Origin of the sequence: Mesorhizobium sanjuanii, from assembly GCF_002529485.1 — a bacterium.
GTDB lineage: Bacteria > Pseudomonadota > Alphaproteobacteria > Rhizobiales > Rhizobiaceae > Mesorhizobium > Mesorhizobium sanjuanii.
In genome coordinates this window covers 1-14,920 of record NZ_NWQG01000157.1, presented here as the reverse complement: position 1 = coordinate 14,920, position 14,920 = coordinate 1, and the positions used below count along the sequence as shown (strand labels likewise).

At 63.7% G+C, this 14,920-nt stretch carries 15 protein-coding genes; 6 read left to right on the top strand and 9 right to left on the bottom strand.

Going from position 1 to position 14,920, the window contains the following annotated elements; all coding sequences use genetic code 11:
- On the bottom strand, positions 1-889 hold an 889-nt coding region (locus CN311_RS21885; protein WP_133117234.1), incomplete at its 3' end, for an ROK family protein.
- A 29-nt stretch (positions 890-918) separates the two neighbouring features.
- The gene (locus tag CN311_RS21880; RefSeq protein ID WP_097575788.1) at positions 919-1,824 is read right to left on the bottom strand and encodes a tagatose-bisphosphate aldolase; all 906 of its coding nucleotides are present in this window, start codon (positions 1,822-1,824) and stop codon (positions 919-921) included.
- Positions 1,825-2,109: 285 nt separating this feature from the next.
- Here CN311_RS21880 and CN311_RS21875 point away from each other — a divergent pair, with 285 nt between their 5' ends.
- The 4 genes from CN311_RS21875 (at position 2,110) to CN311_RS21860 (ending at position 6,338) form a co-directional block, all read left to right on the top strand.
- Entirely contained in the window at positions 2,110-3,015 is a 906-nt protein-coding gene (locus CN311_RS21875) for a sugar-binding transcriptional regulator (protein ID WP_097575785.1), read from the top strand.
- A 432-nt stretch (positions 3,016-3,447) separates the two neighbouring features.
- Positions 3,448-4,428 carry an ABC transporter substrate-binding protein gene (locus CN311_RS21870; protein ID WP_097575784.1) on the top strand — a complete coding sequence of 327 codons (981 nt, stop codon included), beginning with the start codon at positions 3,448-3,450 and terminating at the stop codon, positions 4,426-4,428.
- Between the two features lie 103 nt (positions 4,429-4,531).
- The gene (locus tag CN311_RS21865) at positions 4,532-5,590 is read left to right on the top strand and encodes an ABC transporter permease subunit (protein WP_097575783.1); all 1,059 of its coding nucleotides are present in this window, start codon (positions 4,532-4,534) and stop codon (positions 5,588-5,590) included.
- Complete coding sequence (locus tag CN311_RS21860) at positions 5,583-6,338, top strand: ATP-binding cassette domain-containing protein (protein WP_097575782.1); 756 nt, start codon at positions 5,583-5,585, stop codon at positions 6,336-6,338. The genes CN311_RS21865 and CN311_RS21860 overlap by 8 nt, the downstream gene beginning before the upstream one ends.
- 43 nt (positions 6,339-6,381) lie before the next feature.
- Here CN311_RS21860 and dapB read toward each other — a convergent pair whose 3' ends face one another.
- The 6 genes from dapB to CN311_RS21830 form a co-directional block, all read right to left on the bottom strand.
- The gene (gene dapB, locus CN311_RS21855; protein ID WP_097575787.1) at positions 6,382-7,188 is read right to left on the bottom strand and encodes a 4-hydroxy-tetrahydrodipicolinate reductase; all 807 of its coding nucleotides are present in this window, start codon (positions 7,186-7,188) and stop codon (positions 6,382-6,384) included.
- A 130-nt stretch (positions 7,189-7,318) separates the two neighbouring features.
- Complete coding sequence (locus CN311_RS21850; RefSeq protein WP_097575781.1) at positions 7,319-7,876, bottom strand: OmpA family protein; 558 nt, start codon at positions 7,874-7,876, stop codon at positions 7,319-7,321.
- Between the two features lie 94 nt (positions 7,877-7,970).
- The gene (locus CN311_RS21845) at positions 7,971-8,534 is read right to left on the bottom strand and encodes a GNAT family N-acetyltransferase (protein WP_036241522.1); all 564 of its coding nucleotides are present in this window, start codon (positions 8,532-8,534) and stop codon (positions 7,971-7,973) included.
- Positions 8,535-8,539: 5 nt separating this feature from the next.
- Positions 8,540-9,406, bottom strand: a complete 867-nt coding sequence (sseA, locus tag CN311_RS21840; RefSeq protein WP_097575780.1) for a 3-mercaptopyruvate sulfurtransferase — start codon at positions 9,404-9,406, stop codon at positions 8,540-8,542.
- A gap of 95 nt (positions 9,407-9,501) precedes the next feature.
- The gene (locus tag CN311_RS21835) at positions 9,502-10,245 is read right to left on the bottom strand and encodes an alanyl-tRNA editing protein (protein WP_097575779.1); all 744 of its coding nucleotides are present in this window, start codon (positions 10,243-10,245) and stop codon (positions 9,502-9,504) included.
- The gene (locus tag CN311_RS21830; protein WP_097575778.1) at positions 10,245-11,279 is read right to left on the bottom strand and encodes a cysteine synthase A; all 1,035 of its coding nucleotides are present in this window, start codon (positions 11,277-11,279) and stop codon (positions 10,245-10,247) included. The genes CN311_RS21835 and CN311_RS21830 overlap by 1 nt, the downstream gene beginning before the upstream one ends.
- A 216-nt stretch (positions 11,280-11,495) precedes the next feature.
- Between CN311_RS21830 and CN311_RS21825 the strand changes: the two genes are divergently transcribed.
- Both CN311_RS21825 and CN311_RS21820 read left to right on the top strand, forming a co-directional pair.
- Positions 11,496-12,317 carry an SDR family oxidoreductase gene (locus tag CN311_RS21825; RefSeq protein ID WP_097575777.1) on the top strand — a complete coding sequence of 274 codons (822 nt, stop codon included), beginning with the start codon at positions 11,496-11,498 and terminating at the stop codon, positions 12,315-12,317.
- A 72-nt stretch (positions 12,318-12,389) separates the two neighbouring features.
- Positions 12,390-13,364: an alpha/beta hydrolase gene (locus tag CN311_RS21820; RefSeq protein ID WP_097575776.1), complete on the top strand. Its 975-nt coding sequence runs from the start codon at positions 12,390-12,392 to the stop codon at positions 13,362-13,364.
- Between the two features lie 135 nt (positions 13,365-13,499).
- Here CN311_RS21820 and CN311_RS21815 read toward each other — a convergent pair whose 3' ends face one another.
- On the bottom strand, positions 13,500-14,855 hold the full coding sequence (locus CN311_RS21815) for a DEAD/DEAH box helicase (RefSeq protein ID WP_097575786.1): 1,356 nt from the start codon (positions 14,853-14,855) through the stop codon (positions 13,500-13,502).
- Positions 14,856-14,920 lie beyond the last annotated feature (65 nt).

Genomic DNA, 14,920 nt, shown 5'->3' with positions numbered 1-14,920 from the left:
AAACCAATGCCGGCGTCATGCCCGCCTCCCCCGCCAATGCCTGCAGGCCAGCGCCGATCACGCCGGCATCGTCGCCGAGCTGCGCCGGCTCCACCTTGCATTGGTACCAGGGCGCCAGCGCCTGCGCGCAGGCAAGCGCCTTGTGCGCCGCCCGGCCAAGGCCGCCGCCAAGCAGAACCAGATCGGGGTCGAGCACTGCAACGGTCGTGTCGATAGCGGCACGCAGCGGCCTGGCCCAGGCTTCCAGTACCCCGCGCGCCTGTATATCGCCGGCCGCGTCACGGGCAAAAAGCTGATCGACCGAGACATCCGCACCGAGCCCGGCCCGCGCGATGTGCCGGCCGAGCGCCGTGCCCGAGCTGGTGGTTTCGACGCAGCCGCGCCGGCCGCAGGCGCAGGTCTCGCCGTTCACGTCGACGGTGATATGGCCGAGCTGGCCTGCCGTTGCCCTGCCACGCATGATCTGCCGGTTCTGGGTAACGGCGCCGCCGATGCCGGTGCCGATCGTGAACATGACGATGCTGTCATGGCCCCGGCCGGCGCCGAGCGCCATCTCCGCGACCAGTGCCATGTTGCAGTCATTGTCGATGACGACGGGCTTGCCGGCGATGCCCTCAAGCCGCTCAGCCAACGAAACCGAGGCCAGGTTGACATAGCCGCCGGACAGCACCCTGCGAAGCCGCGCATCGACGCGTCCGGGGACGCCGATGCCGATGGCTGCAACCCCAGGGGCATCGAGCCGGCGCACCATATCGGCGATCCGGGAGAGAACCAGCTCCGGGTCCGGCGCGCTCTTGTCGGAAATACGCTCGAGGATTTCACCCGTGGCGGAAATACGGGCGGCACGCAGATTGGTGCCGCCAATGTCAATTCCGATGCTGAGAGGCATGACGTCCTGCCAGTGATCAAACGCGGATATCAGGCGGCTTTCTGCCGGTAGTGTCCGATCACAGCCTGGATTTCGCGCAATCGCGGCACTGCGATGGTCTTAAGCCTTTCGCGCTGAATGTCACGGTCGAGCGAGATGCAGTCTTTCCACAGCGAACGGCCGGCGATGACACCCGAGGCGCCGTTTTGCATGGCGATCTCGACCTGGCCAAGGAAGGTCGCGTGGTTGACGCCGGCCGAAAGCACCGCCCATGGCACGTCGCCGGCCATTCTGGTGATGTTGGCGCAAGCTTCAGGCGTTCCAGGGTAAGGAAGCTTCAGCACCTTTGCGCCGCACTCCAACGAAATCCGGGTGCCCTCTTCGACAAGCCACGGCGTTTTGGCCGCATAGTCCTCGGGGCTTTCCCCTTCCAGCTGGTAGGTCAGGAACTCGACGACGAGCAGCAGATCCTCCTGCCCGAAGTCGGCGATGCACTGGCGCAGGATGGCGGTGTTGTGCGCGTTGGCTTCAGGCTTGTCGGCCCTGAGGTAGACCATGATCTTGCCGCCCGTGCCGCCCAGTTCGCGAACGCGGCGCGCGTCGATGCCGGGAACCAGGCGCGACAAGCGATAGCCGTCGGGCGAGACGTCAAAGCCGGAGGCGTCGAGGCCGATGAGCAGCGCCGTATCCCGGTTCAGCACGCCCTCGTCGACCACCCTCGGCACCGCGCACAGCGGGTCGAGCAAGACACAGGACGCGGCGCTGGCGAGGTAGCGCGTGATGTCCGATTTGGTGTCGCCGAGCATGTCATTGGTGATCCTGGCCTGTTCGGCCGGATCCGACGCCAGCAAGGTCCGCATGCCGCCGCGCTGATCGCAGGCGATGGCCACCATCGCCCCGTCCTTGCCGCATATCTGCTGGTAGCCGCGCAACTCCGCGGTGGTCATCTTTGCCATGGTCTTCCGTCCGATGTTGGCGCCCATTCGCGAGGCGCGGATTCCGTGGAAACAAGATTGTTCAGTTTTTGCCGCTTCCGGCGGGAAGATTCTTTGCCGCTTTGATACGCTATCGATTCGCGAGGGAAGCGGCCTCGCCGACACTGCCGCCCGCAATGACCTCAAGTTGCGAGTTTGCCGAATTTGCGCGATAACTCCCGTCGGTCTATGCTCGTGTAACACGTTGCTGAAAGGAATTGCAAGCTGTCTGCCCCTCCGATCCAGGACGCAACCGCATCGCGCACGATGCTGCATACGGTCGCCAAGCTGCATTACGAGGCTGAGATGTCCCAGGTTGACATCGCACGGCAGCTCGGCGTCTCCACGGCGACGATTTCGCGTCTGCTGCAAAGGGCGCGCGCCGAGGGGATCGTGCGGATCGAGGTTCTCGATCTGGCGACGCCTGAGGACATCACCAGGCAGCTGATCGATGGGCTCGGACTTCGCGACGCAGCGGTGATCGAGACGCCGGCGGCGGGCGCGCTGACGGCGCTTGCCGCTCCGCTCGGCGCGTTGCTCAAGCAAGCGCAGCTGGTGGCCGGCTCCGTGGTCGCCATCGGCTGGGGACGCGCCGTCCGCGAGGTGATCCGAACCGGCCTGCCGCGCATTCCCGGTCTCCACACCGTCGCTGCCACCGGCGGCATGCAGCAGCATGCGCCGCATTTTCAGATCAACGAGTTCGTGCGGCTCGCCGCCGAGGAATTGGGCGGAACGCCGCATTTCATCCATGCGCCCTATCTGCCGTCCAGCGAGTTGCGTGAGGTCTTCCTTGGCGACGCGGCCATCCGCGATGCCGTAGCGCTGTGGGATCGGACCGACGTCGCTATCGTCGGCATCGGTCTGCCGCACGCCATCAATCCGCCTGAGGCGAGCGCGGCCACGCTGAGCGAGCAGGCCCTGGTTCATGCGGCGGGAGATGTCCTTCGCCACTATTTCGATGCCGAAGGAGCGCTGATCCCCTGGGAAGGTGAGAGCCGGATGATCGCGATGTCGCCGGCACAGCTTCGCGCGGTGCCGCTGGTGATCGGCGTTGCAGCATCGCCGGAGAAAGCGACGGCAGTCATCGGCGCCGCTCGCGCCAGGCTCATCAATGCCCTGACTACGGATACGAAGACGGCGCAGGCCATCCTCGAGGCTCTCGCGCCTCGATAGAGGCAGATGACCGGTCCCGGACAATCCGTTGCCACGAAATCAGTTGTGTCGCAGAGAGGTCGGGGCAATAGTCGCCTTCGGGGCTCTGCGGAGCGATTAATGTTGTCCGGAGTGAAAAAACACAGCGCCTCAACTCGGAAAGACCGAGTTGCAATTTATTTCTGCAAAGTGTTACAACATGAGCAGTCCGGCGTGCAAGAACGCCGGACGACGCAGTTCCCAGAACCTTGCGGAGGCGAGCAAAGGGAACCGCGGCTCTTGTTCCGGTCGGGTTCGACCGGCTGACCTGTCGACCGGAGGGCGCTTGGGAGGAAAGCTGCCCGCGACAGCAAACAGGCGTTTCCCGGCCGTCGGGCACCTATTGCCTGAACGATTGACGGCCATTCCAATGTCACTTGCAACGGCAAATCTGCCAACAATGAGGAGGATGTTATGAAGAAGATTGTTGCCGCGCTCGCGGCTTTCGCCATCAGCGCAACGGCGCTGATCGCGCCCGCGCTGGCGCAGGACAAGAAGTTCACCATTGCACTTGTCCCCGGCCTCACGACCGATGGTTTCTACATCACCATGCGCAAAGGCGCCCAGGCGGCAGCCGACGCGCTTGGCGTAGACCTTGTTTTCCAGGGCGCCCCGGATTTCAATCCGGTAACCCAGGTCCCTGTGCTTGACGCGGTCATCGCCAAGAAGCCGGATGCCATCCTGATCGCGCCGACCGACAAGGTCCAGTTGGTCGAGCCGCTGCGCAAGGCCAATGATGCCGGCATCCCGGTCATCACCGTCGATACCTTCATTGGCAGCGGCGTCTACCAGACCGGCGCCGGCGACGCGGATTTCCCGCTGGCCTATATTGCTTCTGACAATGTCCTGGGCGGCGAGATCGCAGCCCGGGCATTGGCCAAGGCCATAGGCGACAAGGGCAAGGTCTACGTTTCGAACGTCAAGCCTGGCATTTCGACCACCGATCAGCGTGAAGAGGGCTTCAAGAAGGAGATGGCGGCCAACCATCCCGGCATCACCGTTCTCGAGACCCAGTTCAACGACAACGACGCCAACAAGGCCGCCTCGCAGCTGCAGGCTGTGTTCGCGCGCAATCCCGATCTCGTTGGCGTGTTCGGTGCAAATCTGTTCTCCGCGCTCGGCGCGGCGAATGGCGTCCAGCAAGCTGGGCAGACCGGCACCGTCAAGGTCGTGGCGTTCGACGCGCCGACCAGCATCGTCGACAACATCAACACCGGCCTTGTCGACGTTGCGATTGCCCAGCATCCCGCCGAGATCGGCTATTTCGGCGTCGTTTCGGCCTATGCGCACCTGACCGGCCAGTCGATCCCGGTTGCGATCGGCACCGGCTTCACGATCATGGACAAGGCGAACATCGCGGATCCGAACATCTCGAAGTACCTCTATTCCGAATAAGTCCAGGCGAGCCCGGCCTCCTTCCGGCTTGCCGGGGGGAGACCAGCGCTTGATACCCTTGGGCCCTGCTTGACGGAGGCCGCGCCGCGGAACGGAACCATTCATGACTTCAACATCACCAACCCAAGGCGAAACCCACGTCGCCCCTCAGGCGGACCACGGTGATCCGGCCAGGACCTGGCTCGGCCGCATCGCCGAAGGGCGCGCCTGGCTGTTCCTCGCCGGCCTGATCATCTGTTTCGAGATATGGTCGAGGCTCTCCTTCGGCGCTACCTTCGTACTCAATCCATTCAACCTGCAGTCCATCGCGATATTTGCTGTGGCGCCGCTGCTGCTTGCGACCGGTCAGACCTTTGTCATCATTTCGGGCGGCATCGACCTCTCGCTCGGTTTCATCATGGGTCTCGCGGCCGTCGTTGCCGCGCATGCCACCAACATGGCGGGAGCCGCAATCCCGCTGCCACTGGCCATGCTGGCGGGTATTCTGGCTGCCGTGCTTGTCGCCGGCGTGCCGGGTATCATCAACGGCCTCTTGATCTCGCGGCTGAGAATTCCGCCCTTCATCGGCACGCTCGGCATGTTCGGCGTGGCGCGCGGCGCTGCCTATCTCCTTGCCGGCGGCACGACGGTGCCGGTCCAGAATTCCTGGTTCGCGCTGCTCGGCAACGGCAAGTTCCACGGCGTGCCCTATCTTGTGATGATCACCGCAATCTTCGTCGTCGTGATGCATTACATCCTGAGTCAGACCCGGTTCGGCCAGCATAACTACGCCATCGGCGCCAATGTGCAGGCGGCGCGCCGCGCCGGCATCGACATCAGGGGACACATACTGCGTCTCTACGTGCTTTCGGCGATGTGCGCCGGCCTCGGCGGTGCGCTCTACGCCGCGCGCTTCACCGCCGGCGCTGCTCAGGCCGGCGAGCCCTTGCTGCTCGACAGCGTCGCCGCGGTGGTGATCGGCGGCGCCAGCCTGTTCGGCGGCTCCGGCACGATCTTCGGCACGGTAGCCGGCGCCTTGGTGATCGCGGTGATCCAGTACGGGCTGGTCTTCGTCAACGTCGAGCCGTTCTGGCAGTTCATCGCCGTCGGCCTCGTCATCATTATCTCCGTCCTTATCGACCAGGCGCAGCGCCGGTTCAGTGGAGCTCGCCAGGATGAATAGTTCCGACCAAACCACCCCCCTTCTCGAAGTCCGACACCTTTCCAAGCATTTTGGTGCCGTCCAGGCGCTCAACGATTTCTCCATGGCCGTACGGCCGGGCGAAGTGGTGGCCTTGGCGGGCGACAACGGCGCCGGCAAGACCACGCTGATCAAGGCGATATCGGGAGTCTTTCAGCCGACGGCCGGCGAGATCCTGCTCAGGGGACAGCCGGTGACCTTCGCGACGCCGCAGGAGGCGCGCGAAAAAGGCATCGAGACCATCTACCAGGACCTGGCGCTCGCCGACAATCTGTCGATCGGCGCCAACATCTTCCTCGGCCGCGAACCGATGCGCAAGGCTTTCGGCTTTCTGCCGGTGCTGGACCGCAAGGCGATGGCCGTCGCCGCTAAACAGACCATGGGGCGGCTGGACTTCCATGTCAGCCGGCTCGATGCCCCGGTCAGCAATTTCTCCGGCGGCCAGCGGCAGGCTGTCGCCATCGGCCGGGCGGTCTATTGGGACGCGCAGATCCTGATCATGGACGAGCCGACCGCCGCCCTTGGGGTGCCTGAGCAGCGCAAGGTCATTTCGCTCATCCACCAGCTCAAGGCGCAAGGGCGCGGCGTGATCTTCATCTCGCACAATCTGCAGGATATTTTCGCCGTGTCCGACCGTATCGTCGTGCTGCGGCGCGGCGTCCAGGCAGGCGAGCGCAAGATCTCGGAAACCAACCATGACGAAGTCGTCAAGCTGATGGTTGGTGGGTAGCTGAGGCTATCGACCGATCGTGGCCGGACCGCCGCGCTCCATGCTAGTCCATCAAAGCATCGAGACCGCGCACCAGCCCGGTGACTTCCCGCACGCGCCGAACGGCAAGCAGCGTTCCGGCCACGTAGGGCGCCGCGGACGAGCCGGCATCATGGCGAATGGTCAGCCGTTCGTCGGGCAGCCCAAACAGCGCCTCGCAGGACAGGATGTAGGACGGCAGGCGAAGCGCGTGCACCCGCACCCCCTCACCGGCTCCAACCGCGGCGCCGCGTGTTCCGGGCACGCCCGTCACTTCCGAGACCGGCCGTGCCGTCGAGGCCTTGCGCACATCCGCCAGCGCTTCGGCGAGCTCGCGCGCGGTGCCGGACGGGGCATCGGGCTTCCTGGCGCTGGCATAGTCGATGACCTCGACATCAGGCACGTATTTCGCCGCCATCAGGGCAAAACGCTTCATCAACGTGGCGGTGATCGAAAAATTGCCGGCGGCGATCACGCCGACCCGGTTGGCGCGCGCCGCGGCATCGATCTCGGCATAGTCGGCGGCCCCAAGCCCCGATGTGCCGATCACCACATGGCGCCCCCTGGAGATCGCCAGCAGGGCATGATCCTTCACTACATGCGGCTTGGTGTAATCGACCAGCACGTCCGACGGCGCCTCCAGCGCTTCCGCCAGCGAGCCGGAAACAGTCACGCCATTGGCCGGGAGGCCAACCAGCAGGCCGGCATCCTGCCCCGCGCCGCTGCGCGAAACCGCGCCGACCAAGTTCATGTCGGCCTGCGCCCCGATCGCCGGCACCAGCGCCTTGCCGACCCAGCCGGTCGACCCAGCCATCACCACTCTTATCGTCATCGCCTGGTCCTCCAATCGCGCCTGAAACGACCAGCGATATGGAAAGAGCCCGGCTCATTCAAGCCAGGCTCTTTCTGGAGTGTTGATCCAGACACAGCGCGAGCGGTTGGATTACTGGACTCAAGCAGGCTTATCTTATGAAATCGTCGAAGCGGCGCAGCGTCACCCGGCGATTGCGCCAGTTCTCGTTCTGCGTCTGCACCAGCAGAAACTCCTCGCCATAACCGACGGTTTCGAGCGCATGGCCCGGCACGCCGAATTCGCGCACCAGCGTGCGTTTCAGCGAGGCGGCGCGCTGCTCGGACAGGATCTGGTTCGACTGGAAGGAACCGACGGCGTCCGTATGGCCCTCGATCAGAATGCGGGCGCCGCGATCACGCCGCAGGATGCGCCGCAGTGCGTCGGCGATGTTCTCGATCTTGCCGTATTGCGACTCGGAAATGGCGGCCGAACCGAAGGCGAAATTGATCGACTGAATGTCGATCGAGCGGGCCATGCGCCTGAGGTCAGGCCGTCGCTTGAATTCGCGGATGGTGACGCGCTGGTTCGGGCGCAGCTTCACCTTGGGCGCTGCTTCGAGTTGCCGCTCGATCGTCGCGGCCGAAGGCGTCGTCGCCTGGGCGGCGGCAAGGCTCGGCATGGCAAGAGCCGCAATCAGCACGGCGGCAAAGGTGCGTCTGGTCAGCATGTCTTCTCCTTCGGCCCTGCTCTGCTGGGCGCATTGATGGTGCCGACAAGATGCCAGAGACAGTCTGAAGCCTCGATGAACGAAAGGTTCAGTTTCAGGGCCGCATGACACTGGCCGAGCGCTCGGCGAAAGCCATCGGATGCACGATCTCTTTCTTCTGCGCCACCGGCGCGAAGCCGAGTTTCTGATAGAGCGGCAATGCCGCCGGATGGTCGAGCGTGCAGGTCTGCACCGTCACCCGCTTCGGCCCGTGCGACCAGGCGGCGGCGATCGCCGCCCCCAGGAACCAGCGACCGATGCCTTGTCCGGTCGCATGTTCCATCATGCCGAAATAGGCTAGCTCAACTTCTTCCGGCAGATGCGGCTTGAGGTCGAAGAAGCCGGCCGGCGCGCCGTCGAGATAAAGCACCCTGATGTCGCGGTCCTCGCGATGGATGCCCGCCGAAAGCTCTTCGTCGTTCAACCTGAGAACATTGACCCAGTGCCATTTGCGTCCCACCCGATCCATCAGATAGCGATAGAAGTGCAGCGGAATGTCCTTGGTCTTCAGCAGCGCGATCTGGCGGTTGTACGGCACCGGCGGCGAATAGGCCGGCGGTACATGCATTTCGAGAAACGTCACCGTGACGTCGATGTCTTCCAGCACTCCGTTTTCCATGGCCGTCATTCCTTGCCCGTCAAAGCCGGGCCCGTCACGACAGGCGTGTCGGAAAGTCCGCCCCACTCCGTCCATGAACCGTCGTAAAGCCTGTTGTCGGTGTGGCCAAGCGTCTCCAGCGCCAGCGTGATCGCAGCCGCGGTGATGCCTGAACCGCAAGAGGTGACGACCGGCTTCGACAGATCGATGCCGGCGCCCTCGATCACCTTGCGCAAACGATCCTTCGACAACAGTTCGCCGTTCTCGGCGAGCACCGATGACGGCAAATTGTTCGCTCCAGGCATATGACCGGAGCGGATGCCTGCGCGAGGTTCCGGCTCCGTGCCGGCAAACCGGCCAGCGGAGCGCGCATCGGCGATCTGGCTCTCCTTCGTCTCGACGATGCGGCGCATATCGGCAAGGCTGGCGACACGCTTGGCATCGAAGTCGGCGTGAAACACGCAAGGCGCTGTCTTCGTCGGCTCCGCCGTCACCGGTCGTCCCGCCGCTTTCCAACGGTCGAAGCCGCCGTCCAGTATGTAGACCTGGAATACGCCCATGACGCGGAACATCCACCAGGCGCGCGGCGCTGAGAAGAAGCCCGGACCGTCATAGACGATAATGGTGTCGTCCGCCGAAATGCCCATCGCGCCGACATATTGGGCGAAATGCTGCGGCGACGGCAGCGTATGCGGCAAGGCTGAATCGGGATCCGATACCGCATCCTGATCGAGGAAGCGGGCGCCTGGAATATGCGCCGCTTCATATTCGGCGCGTGCGTCCCTGCCTTGCGCCGGCAGATACCAGGACGCATCGACGATGGTCAGGCCCGGTTCGCCGAGGCGCGCCTGCAACCAGTCTGCATCGACGGTGAAAGGACTGTCTTCGGCCATTCATTGTCTCCTGCTTCGCCTCGGGCGGAAGCCTTGTATTCTTGTTTGACCATGATCATTCCCGAAAACCGGTTTCCACTTTTCGGGATCATGGTCTAAGCCACCGGCAACGGTCCAAAGCGTATGCGGAAGCGCCGGTTCTCGCGGCCCTTCTTCTCGATCTTGCCGATATGGATCTCGCCGACTTCACCGGTACTCTTCACATGGGTGCCGCCGCAAGGCTGACTGTCGATCGAGGCGTTGTCGCCAATGCAGACCAGGCGGATTTGGCCGGTGCCGACGGGCGGCCGCACATTCTTGGATTTGACCAGGCCAGGATTGGCCGCCAGTTCCTCGTCCGATATCAGCCTGACGAAGATCGGATGGTCGGCCCGCACCAGTTCCATCACCTTTGCCGTCACATCTTCCCTGGTGAAGCCGGCATCCGGAATGTCGAAGTCGACGCGGCTGTCGTCCTCGGAAACCGCGGCACCCGTGATCGGGAATGGGCAGACGACAGTGAGCAGGTGGCAGGCCGCGTGCATGCGCATCAAAAGATGCCGCCGCTGCCAGTCAATAGCGAGCTTGACCGGTTCGCCGACGGCCGGAGCCGGCTGGTCGGGCGCCGGCACATGGATGATCTCGTCCTTGGTCTCGCCGGTGATGGTGGCGGCAATCGCAATCACGCTGCCGTCGGCGCGCTCGAGCGCACCCGTATCCCCCGGCTGTCCACCCGACGTGGCATAGAAGATGGTGCGATCGAGAATGATGCCGCCGCGCTCGTTGACGGCGACTATGGTGGCGTCGGCGGTGCGCAGATAAGCATCGTCGCGAAACAGCGCCTGCGTCTTATAGGACATCACGCGACCTTTTCGAACGGCACCGAAATCTCGGCTTTCTCTTCCATCCAGCCCGGCACCGGCAGCTGCTTTTCGCGCAGGAACTGCGGGTTGAACAGCTTCGACTGATAGCGCGTGCCGTAGTCGCAGAGGATAGTCACGATGGTGTGGCCGGGACCCAGTTCACGCGCCAGCCGGATCGCGCCAGCAATATTGATGCCGGTCGAGCCGCCGACGCAGAGCCCCTCCTCCTGGATCAGGTCGAAGACGATGGGCAAAGCTTCTTCGTCCGGAATCTGGAAGGAAAAATCCGGCGTGAAGCCTTCGAGGTTGGCGGTGATCCGCCCCTGCCCGATGCCCTCGGTGATCGAGCTGCCCTCGGATTTCAATTCGCCGCTGGTATAGAAGGAGTAGAGCGCGGCGCCCAGCGGATCGGCGAGCGCGACCTTGATGTCCTTGCTCTTGGCCTTCAGCCCGAAGGCGACGCCGGCCAGCGTGCCGCCGGACCCAACGGCGGACACGAACCCATCGACCTTGCCGTCTGTCTGGTTCCAGATTTCCTGAGCAGTGGTGCGGATGTGGCCGTCGCGGTTGGCGACATTGTCGAACTGGTTGGCCCAGATCGCACCATTCGGCTCGGACCGGGCCATCTGCTCGGCCAGGCGGCCCGACAGTTTCACATAATTGTTGGGGTTCCTGTAGGGAACCGCGGGCACCTCTATCAGCTCGGCGCCGAGCAGTTTGATCGTGTCCTTCTTCTCCTGGCTCTGCGTGTCGGGAATGACGATCACGGTGCGATAGCCGAGTGCCTTGGCGACCAGCGTCAAGCCGATGCCGGTGTTGCCGGCCGTCCCCTCGACGATGACGCCGCCCGGTTTCAAAAGCCCGCGCTGTTCGGCGTCGCGGATGATGAACAGGCCGGCGCGATCCTTGACCGACTGGCCCGGATTCATGAACTCGGCCTTGCCCAGAATCTCGCAGCCGGTTGCATCCGAAGCCTTGTTGAGGCGGATCAAAGGCGTGTTGCCGATCGCTTCAATTACAGAACGTGGCATATAGGTTCCTTTATGCGTGCGGCGAGACCCTAGAAACCCACCGCTTCGGTTTCAAGGCAAGATTTCATCTGGTCCAGTCGCATTTCAGGCACTGCAATTCCCTCAAACCGGATACCGCGCTCGGGCGTCCATTTAAACCTTGTCCGGAAAAGCACCCTTTTCATTCGATTTCTTCGTCGCTAGAGCACAAGCTAAGAAAGAGTCGCAGGACACGGCATGACACTTTACCGGGCCAACCCGAAGCACGGCGTCGCCTGGATCACGGGCGGCAGCAGCGGCATCGGCCGCTCACTGGCCAAGGATCTCGCAGCCCAGGGCTATGCCGTCGCGGTGTCGTCGCTCGACGACGATCCGATCGACACGCTGGTTGTCGAGACGGCGCAGATGCCGGGCCGCGTCACGGCCTATCCTTGCGACGTCACCGACGAGAAGCGCATGGCAAGGACGGTCGCGGCTATCGAGAAGGATCTCGGCCCGATCGTGCTCGCAATCTTCAATGCCGGAAACTACATCGCGACGCCGGGCGAGAATCTTACCGTGCGTGGGTTTCGCCAGTCCTTCGAAGTCAATTATTTCGGCATCATCAACGGCCTGGTGCCGGTCGTCGAACGCATGCGCGTGCGTGGGCGCGGCCACATCGTGCTGGTCGGTTCGGTTACCGCCTATTTCGGCTGGCCGACCACGGCGGCCTATGGCGGCACCAAGGCGGCGATCAACATATTGGCGGAGTCGCTCAAATATGACTTCGACAAGATGAACGTCCGCGTCCAGGTGATGAATCCGGGCTTTGTCGACACGCCGTTGACCGAGAGGAACCTGCTGCCGATGCCCGGACTGATGCCCGTCAACCGTGCCTCGCGGCGCATGGCGCGCGGCATCAACTCCGGCGGCTTCGAAGTCACCTTCCCGCGCCGCCTGAGCTGGGGGTTGAAACTACTCAGCATCCTGCCCAGACCAGTCTGCCGGTGGGTCATCAGCACCGCGACGCGCTGGAAGTCACGGCCGCTGAATTTCGACCGCAAGCCACCGAACGAATAAACTGTCCACAGGGTACGAGTTGCCTGGTTGCAACCGCGGCCATAGGTTGAGAACTGTTGTTTGGAGTCTGCGATGGGGCGACGGATCGTGCTCGCGGTGCTGGGTCTTGTCGTCATCCTTGTCCTGGCCGTCCTGCTTGGCCCGCGTGTGCTGGTCGACACCACGATCCGTTTCGATCCTTCGGTGATCGGCGACGATCCGCAGGCCTATCTGGCGCGCGAGGAAGCCGCCGCGCCTGATATCCGCGACGGGCTGGAGAAGGAAATCATCTGGGCAAACCCGATGGTTCACGCCAGGACGAAGCTTTCGATCGTCTACATCCACGGATTTTCGGCATCGAAGGGCGAAGTCCGGCCGCTGCCTGACGAGATCGCCGACCAGCTCGACGCCAATCTCTTCTATACCCGCCTTACCGGCCACGGGCAGGACGGCGCCGCGATGGCTGAAGGCAGCGCCAACGCCTGGATCAACGACTATGAGGAAGCGCTCGCCATCGGCCGGGCGATCGGCGACAAGGTAATCGTCATCGGCACCTCGACCGGCGGCTCGCTGGCGGCGTGGGCGGCAACGCAGCCCGGCGCTTCGGACGGCATTGCGGCGATCGCGTTCATCTCGCCGAATTTCGGCGTGAAGGCTTCCGGCGCCGAGCTGCTCACCAGGCCATGGGGCAAACAGATCGCCGAACTGGCCATCGGCAAGCAACGCAGCTTTGAGACGCGCAACGCCTTGCACGCGAAATTCTGGACATACCGGTATCCAACGGCGGCGACGCTGCCGATGGCGGCGCTGACGGAACTCGCCTATGGCGCGCCGGTGGAGAAGGCGACCATCCCTGCCCTGTTCATCTTTTCGGATTCGGACCGGGTGGTGCGGCCCGACCGCACCCGCGAGATCGCCGGGCGCTGGGGTGCGGCACACGAGCTGGTGCCGGTGGACGACACCGGCGACAAGGACAACCACGTCATTGCCGGCGACGCGCTGTCGCCATCGACCACGGCTTTCCTGGCGCAACGGATCGTCGTTTGGGTCAAGGCGATCACCGAGTAATACGCATTCCGGCACGTCGAACGATGCGTGTTCCGCCAAACGAAAAGGGCGACCGAAGCATTCGCTCCGGCCGCCCTTCTTCAGTTTGGCGATTCAGCCAAGCCCTGAGGCTCGGCCAGCCGCAACTCAGTCTGCTTACGCAGCCCGCGCTGCGGGCCGCTTGCCGCCGAAGCGGCGCTTGTTGTTGCCCTTGAAGGGCTTGGCGCCTTCCGGCTTGCGCTCACCGGCAAAAGCCGGCTTGTCGCCGAAGCGCTTCTTGCCGAAGCCGTTGTTCTGGCCTCCGGGCCGCCGGCCGTCGCGACGGCCATTGTGGTCGTTGCGGTCATTGGCCGGCTCGAAGCGCTCGTTCTTTTCAGCCGGATTGCGTACTGGATCGGGGCTGCCGAGATGGTCGGCAACAACAGGCAACTTGGTGCGGATGATGCGCTCGACCTGGCGCAGCTTGCTGTTTTCGGACGGATCGCAAAGCGTGATCGCAATGCCATCCATGCCGTTGCGGCCGGTGCGGCCGATGCGGTGGACATAGCTCTCCGCCTCATCGGGCAGGTCAAAATTCACCACATGGCTGATGCCGGGTACGTCGATGCCGCGCGCCGCGATATCGGTGGCGACAAGAATGCGCACCGAGCCGTCGCGGAAATCGTTCAGCGCCTTCTGACGGGCGTTCTGCGACTTGTTGCCGTGGATGACGGCGGCCTTGAAGCCGTCGCGCTCAAGGTCCTTGGTCACCCTGTCAGCGCCATGCTTGGTGCGCGAAAAGATGATGACGGACTTCATCGCCTCATCGGCGAGCATCTTGGACAGCACCTGGCGCTTCTGCTTGGTGCGGGCAAGGACGACACCCTGCACGATCTCGGCCGCCGCGGTGCTTTGCGGCGCGACTTCGACGCGGATCGGGTTCTTCAGCAGGCCTTTCGCCAGCTCGGCGATTTCATTCGGCATGGTCGCAGAGAACAGCACCGTCTGACGGTCGGGCGCGGTCGCCTTGGCGATGCGCTTGACGTCGTTGATGAAGCCCATGTCGAGCATGCGGTCGCCCTCGTCCAGCACCAGCCATTTGGTGTCGGAGAGGATGAGGTCACCCTCGCGCACCAGGTCGGTCAGACGGCCGGGCGTGGCGATCAGGATGTCGACGCCGGGCGCAACCTTCTTCACCTGGCTGAAGCGCGAGACGCCGCCAAGCACGAGCGCGGTCGAGACATGCGCGCCCTTGGCGAGGATCTTGATGGTATCTTCGATCTGCACGGCAAGCTCGCGCGTCGGCGCCAGGATCAAGGCACGTGTGGTTTTCGCACGGCGCTTGGTGCCAAGCGCGATGATCTTCGACAGGATCGGCAGCGCGAAGGCGGCCGTCTTGCCTGAGCCGGTCTGGGCGATGCCGAAGATGTCACGGCCTTCCATCTGCGGCGGGATCGCCTGCATCTGGATCGGCTTCGGTTCGGTGAAGCCGGCGCCATGGGTCGCCTTGAGCAGAGCGCCGGTAATTCCCAAAGCGGCGAAGCCTGAGAGTTGTGCTGCGAAACCGGTGAGTTCCGCAGTGCTGCCGGTCGAGGTGG